The 11,205-nt window shown below is 73.8% G+C and carries 9 protein-coding genes; 4 read left to right on the top strand and 5 right to left on the bottom strand.

Annotation, left to right across the window (positions count from 1 at the left end; genetic code table 11):
- The first annotated feature begins 139 nt into the window (after positions 1-139).
- The gene (locus tag ACIHAR_RS19260; RefSeq protein ID WP_365455318.1) at positions 140-883 is read left to right on the top strand and encodes an NAD(P)H-binding protein; all 744 of its coding nucleotides are present in this window, start codon (positions 140-142) and stop codon (positions 881-883) included.
- 259 nt (positions 884-1,142) lie between these two features.
- Here ACIHAR_RS19260 and ACIHAR_RS19255 read toward each other — a convergent pair whose 3' ends face one another.
- Positions 1,143-2,621, bottom strand: a complete 1,479-nt coding sequence (locus ACIHAR_RS19255) for an ROK family transcriptional regulator (protein WP_400020569.1) — start codon at positions 2,619-2,621, stop codon at positions 1,143-1,145.
- A gap of 152 nt (positions 2,622-2,773) precedes the next feature.
- On the opposite strand from ACIHAR_RS19255, the gene ACIHAR_RS19250 reads away from it, so the two are divergent.
- Positions 2,774-3,985 (top strand): MFS transporter, encoded by a 1,212-nt coding sequence (locus tag ACIHAR_RS19250; RefSeq protein ID WP_365455324.1) that lies wholly within the window; start codon positions 2,774-2,776, stop codon positions 3,983-3,985.
- On the opposite strand, the gene ACIHAR_RS19245 is transcribed toward ACIHAR_RS19250, so the two are convergent.
- Positions 3,945-4,403: an acyl-CoA thioesterase gene (locus tag ACIHAR_RS19245; RefSeq protein ID WP_400020567.1), complete on the bottom strand. Its 459-nt coding sequence runs from the start codon at positions 4,401-4,403 to the stop codon at positions 3,945-3,947. The two genes, ACIHAR_RS19250 and ACIHAR_RS19245, sit on opposite strands and share 41 nt — an antisense overlap.
- Before the next feature lie 153 nt (positions 4,404-4,556).
- Here ACIHAR_RS19245 and ACIHAR_RS19240 point away from each other — a divergent pair, with 153 nt between their 5' ends.
- Positions 4,557-5,960: a uracil-xanthine permease family protein gene (locus ACIHAR_RS19240; RefSeq protein WP_400020565.1), complete on the top strand. Its 1,404-nt coding sequence runs from the start codon at positions 4,557-4,559 to the stop codon at positions 5,958-5,960.
- Here ACIHAR_RS19240 and ACIHAR_RS19235 read toward each other — a convergent pair.
- Entirely contained in the window at positions 5,942-7,039 is a 1,098-nt protein-coding gene (locus ACIHAR_RS19235; RefSeq protein WP_400020655.1) for a glycoside hydrolase family 6 protein, read from the bottom strand. The two genes, ACIHAR_RS19240 and ACIHAR_RS19235, sit on opposite strands and share 19 nt — an antisense overlap.
- Before the next feature lie 142 nt (positions 7,040-7,181).
- Here ACIHAR_RS19235 and ACIHAR_RS19230 point away from each other — a divergent pair, with 142 nt between their 5' ends.
- Positions 7,182-7,889: a DUF5995 family protein gene (locus tag ACIHAR_RS19230; protein WP_388751925.1), complete on the top strand. Its 708-nt coding sequence runs from the start codon at positions 7,182-7,184 to the stop codon at positions 7,887-7,889.
- A gap of 16 nt (positions 7,890-7,905) precedes the next feature.
- On the opposite strand, the gene ACIHAR_RS19225 is transcribed toward ACIHAR_RS19230, so the two are convergent.
- Positions 7,906-9,603 carry a flavin monoamine oxidase family protein gene (locus ACIHAR_RS19225; protein WP_400020563.1) on the bottom strand — a complete coding sequence of 566 codons (1,698 nt, stop codon included), beginning with the start codon at positions 9,601-9,603 and terminating at the stop codon, positions 7,906-7,908.
- A gap of 48 nt (positions 9,604-9,651) precedes the next feature.
- Positions 9,652-10,440 (bottom strand): carbon-nitrogen hydrolase family protein, encoded by a 789-nt coding sequence (locus ACIHAR_RS19220; protein ID WP_365455338.1) that lies wholly within the window; start codon positions 10,438-10,440, stop codon positions 9,652-9,654.
- Positions 10,441-11,205: the final 765 nt, after the last annotated feature.

Here is an 11,205-nt window from a genome sequence, read left to right as displayed (position 1 = left end):
CTTGCCCGCCGCCGGGCCTCCCACCTGGGGGGTGCGGGCAGGCTGACCCCGGACGTCACGTTTTCCGGGGTCAGCCCCGTCTCAACCGGCGGAGGGCGTTCCGGTCGGGAGCGCCCCGCGCCCGAAGGGACTGACCAGCATGACCACGATCCTGGTGACCGGGGGTACCGGAACCCTCGGCCGGCTCGTCGCCGAGCGGCTGCGCGCGGACGGCCACGAGGTGCGGGTGCTGAGCCGGCACGCACAGCCGTACGCCGTCGATCTGCGCGAAGGCGGTCCGGGACTGGACGCGGCCGTCGCCGGAGTGGACACGATCGTGCACTGCGCCACCTCACCGCGCGGGGGCGACGAGCAGGCGGCCACGCGCCTGATCGGGGCGGCGCGGGAGGCGGGCGTCGGGCACCTCGTCTACGTCTCGATCGTCGGCGTGGACCGTGTGCCGTTCGGCTACTACCGCTCGAAGCTCGCCGTCGAACGGCTCGTGGAGGAGTCGGGACTGGGCTGGACCGTGCTGCGCGCGACCCAGTTCCACGACCTGGTCGCGCAGGTGTTCGAGATGGTGGCGAAGCTGCCGGTGATGTTCCTGCCTGCAGGGGTGAGCGACCAGCCCGTGGAGGTGACGGAGGTCGCGGAGCGGCTCGCGGAGCTGGCCGCCGGGGCGCCGGCCGGGCGGGTCGAGGACATGGCCGGACCCGAGGTCCGTACGCTCGAGTCGCTGGCCCGCGCGTATCTCGGGGCCAGGGGCAGGCGGCGTGCCGTGGTGAACGTGCCGCTGGGGGGCGCGGCCTACCGGGGGTTCCGGGCCGGTGGGCACCTGGCGCCGGAGTCGGCGGCGGGGAAGGGGACGTTCGAGGAGTACCTGGCGAGGCGGACCGCCCGCTAGAGGGTGTCCGCAAAATCGCGTCGTCCGCCCGGAGGGCGGGGCCTGCGGCGTCTGGTGGCGCGCTCTCGGCGTGCCGGGCGGACGCCCGCGTACTGGTCGTACTCGGGTGTTCGCCCGGTGCGGCGAGAGTGCGTGCCCGGCGTCGCGGGCCAGGCGAGACTGCGCGGACATCCCCTGAGGCCTGTCGTTCGGATCGCGCCGAGGCGGGGTCTGGAAAGCACCGTCGCCTCCCTGCGACAGGCCCGGGCCGGACTCGCGGTCAGGGCCTGCCGAACAGCTCCGCCTGGGCGGACTCGCGGGCCGTGAGCAGCGCCCCGCGCAGCACCGCGGCGCCGCCCAGGCTGCTCGGCCGTACCTCCGTGGGCAGCGGAGCCATCCGTCGCAGCCGTTCTTCCACCCGGGCCGCGAGTGCCTCCCCTCCGGCCTGGCCGACCTCGCCGCCGAGCACCACGCACCCGGGGTCGAGGACGGCGACGACGGAAGCGGCTCCGACGGCCAGGCGCTCGGCGAGGGCGTCGAGAAAACCGACGGCGGCACCGGCGCGCGCCGCGTCCGGTACGAGCGGTGCCTGCCCGGCCGACGAACGCCCCGCGCGCAACGCACCGGAGGCCGGCTCCCCCGCACTCCCGAGCGGCGCCTCGCCCCCCGCCCGGGCGTCATCCCGGACCCGGGGCTCGTCCCCTGCCCCGCCCGCAATGCGCGGCCCCGCCTCGTGCGCGGACCGCGCCCCGTGACCATGGCCTGCCTCAGGTTCCCGCCCGGCCTCGCGAGGATCCCCCGACCCGCTGCGGCGCCCCGCCTCGTCGCCGGGCTCCGCCGCACGGCCGGGCCCCGCGGCCGCCGCCAGCACCGCCTCGCGGACTACCGCCGCGGCTCCCGGCCCGTCGGAGTGCGGTGGGACGCTCAGCCCGTGCTCCCCCGCGAGCGCCACGATCGCCGCCGCCCCGGCCAGCGAGTGGAAGCCGCCCTCGCAGTCCGTCGCCGAGGGCAGCCCGGTCGTTCCCGGCACCGGCAGGAAGCCGATCTCACCGGTGCCGCCGGAGGCCCCGCGGCGCAGGGCGCCGTCGAGCACGACGGCGGCGCCGGTGCCGTGGCCGAGCCACAGCAGGACGAAGGTGTCACGGTCCCGGGCGACGCCCTCGCGCTGTTCGGCCAGCGCGGCGAGGTTGGTCTCGTTCTCGACGCTGACGCGGGCGTCGGGGAGGCGTTCCTGCAGGGCGGCCACCAGGCGCCGGTGCCACTCGGGCAGGCCCGTGGAGTCGCGCAGTTCGCCGCTCGCGGGGTCGATCAGGCCGGGCGCGCCGATGCCGACGGTGTGCAGCCGGTCGGCGCCGGCCTCCTTGACCGCCCGCTCGACGAGGGTCACGGCCTGCTCGACGGCCGGGCCCGTGCCGGTGTCGCCGCCGATCGGCACGGACGCCTCGGCGAGCACCCGGCCCACCAAGTCGGACACGAGCACCGCGACGCCTTCCGTGCGCACGTCCAGGGCCGCCAACTGGGCGCGGCCGGCGACGATGCCGTACAGCTTGGCGTTCGGGCCGCGTCGTCGTGCGCCCGCCTCTCCGACGACCTCGATCAGGCCGGAGGCGGTGAGACGTTCGACGAGGTCCGCGACGGTCGGCCGGGACAGGCCGGTGAGCTGCTTCAACTGCCCTGCCGTCAGCGGGCCTTCGTCCTGCATCAGCCGCAGGGCGAGCCGGTCGTTGATGGCCCGGGCGGTGCTCGGGGATGCGGGCATGCGGGGAATCCTCCCATGGGGCGCCCGAGGGGGTGCCGGACGGCCTCTATTTATCAGGCAGGCTTCCTGATAGTTTACGTCGGCGGCGCACACGGACGGGACGTGGGCACCGTGGAAGGCACCGCACCCGCACGGACGCGAAGGGACCGGGGATGAGCGAAGTGGCCTACGCACCGTCGGAGGTGCGGCGCGCCCGCTATGCCGTGGCCACGGTGTTCGCCGTGCACGGCGCGGTCACCGGCTCGTTCGCCACCCGGGTGCCGTGGATCCAGGACCACGCGTCGGTCAGCGCCGGGCAGTTGGGGCTCGCACTCGCCTTTCCCGCGCTGGGCGCGTCGGTCGCGATGCCGCTCGCGGGCCGCGTCAGCCACCGGTTCGGCGCCCGGAACGCCCTGCGCGGCCTGATGGCCCTGTGGACGCTGTCGCTCGTCCTGCCGGCCCTCGCCCCGAACCTGCTGACCCTCTGTCTGGCCCTGTTCGTGTACGGCGCCACTGCGGGCATGGCGGACGTGGCGATGAACGCGCTGGGTGTGGAGGTCGAGAACCGGCTCGGGCGCTCGATCATGTCCGGACTGCACGGCATGTGGAGCGCGGGCGCCCTGATCGGCTCGGCCGGCGGGACGCTCGCCGCCCATCTGGGCGCGGACGCCCGGCTGCACCACCTGCTGGCGGCCGCGGTGCTGACCGTGGTGGGTGTGGCGGCCTGCGCCTGGGTGCTCGACCTGAAGCCGGCCGAGGACGAGGAGCCGCCGCCGCGGTTCGCCCTGCCGCCCAGGTCGGCGCTGCTCATCGGAGCAATCGGCTTCTGCGCGGTGTTCGCGGAGGGCGCGAGCCTGGACTGGTCGGCGGTCTACCTGCGCGACCGGCTGGAGTCGTCCGCGGGACTCGCCGCCGCGTGCACGACCGGGTTCACGCTCACCATGGCGATCGCGCGGATCGCCGGCGACAAGGTGGTGGACCGGTACGGGTCGGTGCGGACGGTCCGCGCGAGTGGCGTCCTCGCCGTCCTGGGGGGTCTGCTCGTCGTCGTGGCCGAGCATCCGGCCGTGGCGATGGGCGGGTTCGCGCTCATGGGCCTGGGGATCGCCGTCGTGGTCCCGCTCTGTTTCGCGGCGGCGGGCCGCAGCGGCCCCAACCCGAGCCAGGCCATCGCGGGCGTCGCGACCATCACGTACACCTCCGGCCTGATCGCGCCGAGCGCCATCGGCGGGCTGGCCCAGGCGACCAGCCTGACGGTGTCGTTCCTGCTGGTGACACTGCTGGCCTGTGGGCTGGCGGGCTTCGCGGGGGTGCTGCGCGCGGGCGACCGCGACCGGCCGCAGGTCAGCCGGCCGAGCGAAGCAGTGCCCGGCCCGCGGTCCTGAGCGTCTCGCTCCACGGCGCCGGCCGCATGGTCGCCGGGTCCAGCCGGACGAGGACCTGGGTGCCCTGCGCGTAGGTGACCGCGCCGTCGGTCGAACAGAAGCGGAAGCCGTACGTCAGGCCGGTCCTGCCGAGCCGCTCCAGCCACAGGTGGACGGCGTACGCGCCGGGCTTGGTGACCGGGGCCTCGTAGGTGATGCGCAGTTCCCTGACCGCGTTGCACGCGTCGCCGGCCGCCGCCCAGTCGCCCTCGAAACGCACCCCGTGCTCCTGCCAGAGCTCGGTCCAGGCACGCTCGACCATCAGCGGGTAGCGGGCGTTGTGCAGGAGTCCGAGCGCGTCCAGGTCGTCGAAGTGGACGGTGACGGGGATGAGCCGGCCGTACGCCAGGGCGGGTGCGGTCGGGGCTTCGGCGGTCACAGGTGGGGCTCCTGAAGTGCGGGGGACGGCGTACACGGCAGGTGTACAGGACAACCATCCCTATCCTAAGCGGACGCTCACCCTGTCGTTTCACGCGACAATGGGCCGGACATCTGCACCACCGCCCCGTACGAACGAAAGCGAAACCCCCTCATGGATCTCGGCGTCCGCTGGAAACTGCACGGCGACGGACGCACCCCCGCGCCCGGCGCGGTGGTCCGTCCCGACGAGCGGCTCTCCTGGCCCCGCACGGTGGGCCTCGGCGCGCAACACGTGGTGGCCATGTTCGGGGCGAGTTTCGTCGCGCCCGTACTGATGGGGCTGGACCCGAACCTGGCGATCATGATGTCGGGCGTGGCGACCGTCATCTTCCTGCTCGCCACCCGCGGCCGGGTGCCCAGCTACCTCGGCTGCTCCCTCTCCTTCGTGGGCGTCGCCGCGGTCATCCGCGCGCAGGGCGGCACGAGCTCCACGGTCACCGGCGCGGTCCTCGTCGTGGGTGTGGCGCTGTTCCTCGTGGGGCTCGCCGTGCGGCGCTTCGGCGCGCGGATCATCCACGCCACGATGCCGCCCGTCGTCACGGGAGCGGTCGTGATGCTGATCGGCTTCAACCTCGCCCCCGTCACCGCCTCCACCTACTGGCCGCAGGACCAGTGGACGGCCCTGCTGGTCATGCTGTTCACCGGTCTGGCGGTCGTCTGTCTGCGCGGTTTCTGGTCGCGCATCGCGATCTTCCTGGGCCTGGTCTTCGGCTACGGCATCTCGTGGGCGTTCGACCGGATCCTCGGCCGGATCCACTCGGCGGACGCGAGCGGCAAGGTCACCGACCACTGGCGGCTGGACTTCTCCGCCGTCGGCCAGGCCGACTGGATCGGTCTGCCCTCCTTCCACGGCCCGTCCTTCGAGTGGTCGGCGATCCTGGTCGCGCTCCCCGTCGTCATCGCGCTGGTCGCGGAGAACGCGGGGCACGTGAAGGCGGTCGGCGAGATGACCGGCGACCGGCTCGACGACAAGCTCGGCACGGCGATCTCCGCCGACGGTGTCGGCTCGGTGCTGTCCACCGCGGTCGGCGGGCCGCCCAACACCACGTACTCCGAGAACATCGGCGTGATGGCCGCGACCCGTGTCTACTCCACGGCCGCCTACTGGGCCGCCGCCGGCTTCGCGCTGCTCTTCGGCCTGTGCCCCAAGTTCGGCGCGGTGGTGGCCGCCATCCCGGGCGGCGTCCTCGGCGGCATCACCGTCATCCTCTACGGCATGATCGGCCTGCTCGGCGCCCAGATCTGGATCAACGCCAAGGTCGACCTGCGCAACCCGCTGAACCTCGTCCCGGCCGCGGCCGGCATCATCATCGGCGTCGGGAACGTCACCATGGAGTTCACCGACACCTTCTCCCTCAGTGGCATCGCCCTCGGCACCCTGGTCGTCATCACCGGCTACCACGCCCTGCGCGCCTTCGCCCCCGCCCACCTCAAGACCCAGGAACCCCTGCTGGACGAGGGCACGTCCTCGTACGACACGGACGAGGAGAACGGGAATCAGCGGGCGAGCTCGTAGGCGTACGCGGGGCTGAAGGTGCCCGCCGCCCCCTTGCAGCCGTCGGACTCGCCCGGGAGCTTCACCCACAGGTAGGCGTCGATGCGGGCCTCGCCGGTGTCGAGCGTGGGAGCCCGCCCGATCCTGCGCCCGTCCGGGTCGCACCACCGGCCGTCGGCGGGCGGGCCGTTGCCGTTGCGGCTGGTGTCGACGACGGCACCCAGGCCCGCCGGACCGCCGAGGGCGTCGAGGACCTGCCGGTCGTAGGCGATCTCGTCAGCCGTGGTGCGGAAGTTGGAGACGTTGCTGAAGATTCCGGCGGAGGCGGCCGAGGCGGCGCCGGCCTGCTTCAGCAGGGCCGCTTGGCGCGCGGGGGCGTGCCAGTGCGAGTGGCCGGCGTCGTAGTAGACGCGTGCCCTCGGGTTCGCCGCCTTCAGCACGCGGCCGGCGCGGGCCAGCGCGGCGAAGCGGTCGGCGCGCCGGTCCGCGGAGAGGCAGTCGGTCTGGGCGATCGAGTCGGGCTCGAGGATCACGACGACCTCCCCGGAGCCGAGCCCGGCGGCGAACCGCTCGATCCAGTCCCCGTACGCCTCGACATCCGGCGCGCCGCCCTGCGAGGCCCCGCCGCAGTCACGGTCCGGGATCGCGTACGGCACCAGAACGGGCACCCGGCCCTGGGCGGCGGCGCCCGAGGTGACCGCGCGGACCCGGGAGGTGATCGTCTCCGGCGCGTACTCGGCGAACCACACGGCGGCCGGCCGGTCCGCGATGCGGGACTCGATGACGGCGCGGCGCCCGTCGCCGGGGTTGGCCCGCACCCAGTCCCGGACCTGGGACTCGGGGTGGAGGTAGAGCCGGGCCGCCCGCCCCTCCCCGCGGCTCGCGGCGGCGGAGGGCCACGTCGTCGGGGCGGCCGCGGGCGGGCCCGACGGGAGAACGAGCGGGGAGCCGGACGGGGAAGGCGCGGCCGGCCCGCGACTCACCGCCGAGCCGGCCCGGTCGGCATCGCGCCCGTCCCCTCCGTCACCGCTGTCGCCGAGCACCACGACCGTGCCGGCCACCGCGGCCAGGGCGGCCACGGCCGAGGCGACGACCACCATGGCGCGCCCGCGGACCGCCCGCCGCTCCCGTGAGCCTCGCACCGTGCTGTTCCCCTCCCGCGCGACGGGCGCGTTCCCCCGTTCCGGGGAAGCACCGGGCCGGTCGGCCCACGGGCCAGCCTAGGCCTGCGACCCTTCCCCCATGCCGTACTTGGAACAGTCCGCCCCTGCCCCGGACACCGCCGGCGCCCCCCTCGACGGAGTGCTCCGCCGTATGCGCGCCCTCGACGCGGCGCTGCCGTCCCGGGACGGGATCGCGGTCTTCAACCGTGTCTACCTCGCCGTCACCGAGGAGGTCGGCCGGCGCATCGACGCGGGCCGCTTCGCGGACGCGCGGGCCGCGATCACGCTGGACGTACGGTTCGCCGAGCGCTACCTCGCGGCGGTGGACGCGGCCGCGTCCGACCGCCGCCCGCCGGCCTGCTGGCGCCCGCTGTTCCAGCTCCGCCGCCATCCGGGCGTGCGGCCGCTGCAGTTCGCTCTCGCGGGCATCAACGCGCACATCGGTCACGACCTCGCGCTCGCCGTCGTGGACGCCTGTCGCAGCCTCGGCTGCGAACCGGCCGAGCTGGAGGACGAGTTCGACCGTGTGGGCGACCTTTTGGTCACGCTGGAGGAACGCATCCGCGAGGAGCTGATGCCTGGCCCCGACCTGCTCCAGATCGCCGACCCGCTCACCCACCTCCTCGGCGCCTGGAGCCTGGAGCGCGCCCGCGACGCCACCTGGTCGGCCGCCCGGGCCCTGTGGGCGCTGCGCCGGCTCCCGGACCTCGCCGAGGAGTTCACCGACCGCCTCGACGCGGCCGTCGGCTTCGCGGGCCGCATGCTGCTGACACCGCTGCCGGACTGATCCGGCGGCGCGGAGGTCAGTCCTCCGGCAGTTCCACCGGGGCGATCTCGTCGTACACGTCACCCGGGCCCGGGTTGGCCGCGTCCGTCGAGCCGCCCAGGTGGTGCATGACTCCCCAGACCGCGTTCAGCGCGGTTTGGACGGCGCCCTCGGCCCAGCCGGCCGTCCAGGAGATGTCGTCGCCGGCGAGGAAGATGCCCCGCTTGTCCTCCGGCAGCCGGTCCTGCATGAAATGCGTGAACAGGCGCCGCTGGTAGCGGTAGTGGCCGGGCAGGTTGGCCTTGAACGCGCCCATGAAGTAGGGCTCGTTCTCCCAGGAGACCGTCACCGGGTTGCCGATGATGTGCTTCCTGATGTCGACCTTGGGGTAGATCTCGCCGAGCGACTTCAGCATGACCTCCATCCGCTCGTTCGCGGACAGCGGCAGCCACTTCAGGCTGTCGTCGCACCAGGTGTAGGACAGGCAGATGACGGCGGGCTTGTCGGGGCCGTCGTCGAGGAGGTACGTCCCGCGGGTCATGCGGTCGGTGAGCGTCATCGACATGACGTCCCGCCCGGTGTCCTTGTCCTTGTCGAGCCAGAACGGCCGGTCCACGGGCACGAAGAGCTTGGAGCTCTCCATGTAGTGGGTCCGCTCGATCGCGGTCCAGTGGTCGATCGGGAAGAGCGAGTCATCACAGGCGATCTTCGACAGCAGCATCCAGGACTGGGCGGTGAAGATCGCCGCCCGGTAGGTGCGGATGTCCCCGTCGGCGTCGGTCACGGTGATCCGGTTGCCGGCGGTGCGGTTCAGGCGGGTCACGGCCGGGCGGGGCTCGCCGCCCTCGTGGAGCGAGGCCAGCGAGGTGCCGTAGGGCCAGTGGACGATCTTCTCCGGCTCGCGCTCCCACAGGCGCAGCGGCAGCTGCTGGGAGCCGCCGACGATGCCGCGGTGGTGGTCGTCGGCCTCGGTGTAGACGACCCGGAGGATCTCCAGGATGGAGTTCGGGAAGTCGGTGTCCCAGCCGCCCGTGCCGAAGCCGACCTGGCCGAAGATCTCGCGGTGCCGGAAGGACCTGAAGGCCTCGGAGTCGCAGAGGAAGCCGTAGAAGGTCTGGTTGTCGAGCTTCTCGACGAGCTTCGCCCAGATCTCGCGGATGCGCGGCACGTCCCGCTCGCGCATGGCGCGGTTCATGTCGGAGAAGTCGGCGCCCTCCTCCAGGCAGCGGTTCCACGCCTCGGCGACGTCCCGGTAGACCTGCGGCAGGTCGTCGATCGTCTCGGCGTAGTGCGACTCGCCCTTGAGGTCGACGACCGTCGAAGGGGTCGCCTCGGCGAGGGGGTTGGGGAAGGGCCGGGTCTGAAGGCCCACCAGGTCGATGTAGTGCTGGAGCGCCGTGGAGGACGGCGGGAAGCGCATCGCGCCCATCTCGGCGGTCAGCGACGGGTCGCAGCCGTCGAAGCCGACGGTGCGCAGCCGGCCGCCGATCCGGTCGGCCTCGTAGACGACCGGCTTGAGGCCCATCTTCATCAGCTCGTACGCGGCCACGATGCCGGACAGGCCGCCGCCGATGACCGCGACCTCCGTGCCGTGCTCGGTCGCCGGTACCTGGCCGAGGCCCGCCGGGTGCGCGAGGAAGTCGTCGTACGCGTACGGGAAGTCCGGGCCGAACATGGTGATCGGCGGCTGCTGCTCGTCGGCGTGCTCTACGGCGTTGGGCACCGTGGACGTCATGGGGTACGGACTCCTTGCGCGAAAGAACTGGGGGAGGCTCGGGGGGTGTCAGACCAGGGACCCGTACAGACCCGGGCGGCGGTCCTTCAGGTACGGGTTCGCCTCGCGGGCGGCGGCCAGGAAGGCGGGGTCGACGTCGGCGAACACCAGCTCCTCGCCGCGTCCGGCACGGGCGCGGGCGAAGCCGTCGGGACCGGCCAGCGTGGAGAGTCCGACGAACTCGAACTCCCCTTCCCTGCCGACCCGGTTGACGTACGCGACGTACATCTGGTTCTCGAAGGCGCGCACCGGGATCATCGACTCGGCGACGAACTGGAAGGGGTGCATCTGCGCCGTCGGCACCACCAGGAGGTCGGTGCCGGCCAGGGCGTGGGCGCGGACGTTCTCCGGGAACTCGACGTCGTAGCAGATCATCAGGCCGACGGTGAGGCCGTTCAGCTCGGCCTGGACGACCGGCTGCCCGCCGGGCGCGAACTGGTCGCGCTCGAAGCAGCCGAAGAGGTGGGTCTTGCGGTAGTTCGCGAGACGGGTGCCGTCGGCGGAGATCAGCTGGGCCGAGTTGTACACCGTCGCGCGGTCGCGCTCCGGGTAGCCGTACGCGATCGCCAGCCCGTGCCGGGACGCGGTCTCCGCGACCGTGTCCGCGGAGTCGCCGTCGGCGGGTTCGGCGAGGCGGGCGATGTCGTCGCCGATCGCGTACCCGGTGAGGAACAGCTCCGGCGCGACGAGCAGCCCGGCGCCCGCGGCTGCCGCCCGGCCCGCGGCCTCGTCGAGGACCTTGAGGTTCTCGGCGACCGAGCCGGGGCGGCCGGAGCTCTGGAGCAGGGCGGTGCGCATGCGTGTTCCTCACCGGTAGAGGGGGTTCGGGGGGCCACGTAGACCGTACGGGCGGCTGACCAGGGCGGACAAGAAGGAGCCGTTGCGCGCCGGTGAGCGGTTCGTTGCGTCGCCCGGCCACTCGGCGGCGATTCGTTGCACGCCTCCCACGGCGCCCTCATGCCCGCCCGCGGCGACGCACGCGGGGGCCACCGCGGCCGCCCGCCGCCGCCACCGACCGCAGAGGCGCCGCCCGGAGCGACTCCCGCCCGGGACCGCGCCGAACCCGGCCCGGCGCCGCACACCGTCGGCCGGCCGCGCGCACCGCAAGGCGACCGCACCACCCGGACCGACCGCAGAAGCACCGCCACCGACCGCAGAAGCACCGCCCGAAGCGACGCCCGCCCGAAGCGACGCCCGCCCGTAGCGACGCCCGCCCGGGACCCCGACAGCAGCCGCCGTCACCGGCGACGCGACTCCGCACGACCGCCCGGACAGCGCGCGCATCGACGCGCACAAGGCGTCGAGACAGCCGTACGCGGACGCCCTCGGCCGTCTCCGCCCGTGCGAGGCCCGGGGCCACGACCGCCACCCGCCCCACGCGAGGTGCCGACGTTCCGGCCCGGCCACGACAGCGACCACCGCCACCGGTCGGCCCCGCAGAGCACCAGGTGCCGCGCCGCCCAGCACGAAGGACCAGCCGGACAGGAGGCGACACGCACCGGCCCGGCCACGACAGCGACCACCGCCAACCGGTCGGCCCCGCAGAGCACCAGGTGCCGCGCC

The organism is Streptomyces sp. NPDC052016 (assembly GCF_044548445.1).
Lineage (GTDB): Bacteria > Actinomycetota > Actinomycetes > Streptomycetales > Streptomycetaceae > Streptomyces.
Note: the sequence above shows the minus strand (reverse complement) of the source record. Positions and strands in the feature narration are given on the sequence as shown.

Coding starts and splice junctions, on each gene's coding strand:
- ACIHAR_RS19260 (WP_365455318.1), top strand. CDS start 140: ATGACCACGATCCTGGTGACCGGGGGTACCGGAACCCTCGGCCGGCTC.
- ACIHAR_RS19255 (WP_400020569.1), bottom strand. CDS start 2,621: ATGCCCGCATCCCCGAGCACCGCCCGGGCCATCAACGACCGGCTCGCC.
- ACIHAR_RS19250 (WP_365455324.1), top strand. CDS start 2,774: ATGAGCGAAGTGGCCTACGCACCGTCGGAGGTGCGGCGCGCCCGCTAT.
- ACIHAR_RS19240 (WP_400020565.1), top strand. CDS start 4,557: ATGGATCTCGGCGTCCGCTGGAAACTGCACGGCGACGGACGCACCCCC.
- ACIHAR_RS19235 (WP_400020655.1), bottom strand. CDS start 7,039: ATGGTGGTCGTCGCCTCGGCCGTGGCCGCCCTGGCCGCGGTGGCCGGC.
- ACIHAR_RS19230 (WP_388751925.1), top strand. CDS start 7,182: ATGCCGTACTTGGAACAGTCCGCCCCTGCCCCGGACACCGCCGGCGCC.
- ACIHAR_RS19225 (WP_400020563.1), bottom strand. CDS start 9,603: ATGACGTCCACGGTGCCCAACGCCGTAGAGCACGCCGACGAGCAGCAG.
- ACIHAR_RS19220 (WP_365455338.1), bottom strand. CDS start 10,440: ATGCGCACCGCCCTGCTCCAGAGCTCCGGCCGCCCCGGCTCGGTCGCC.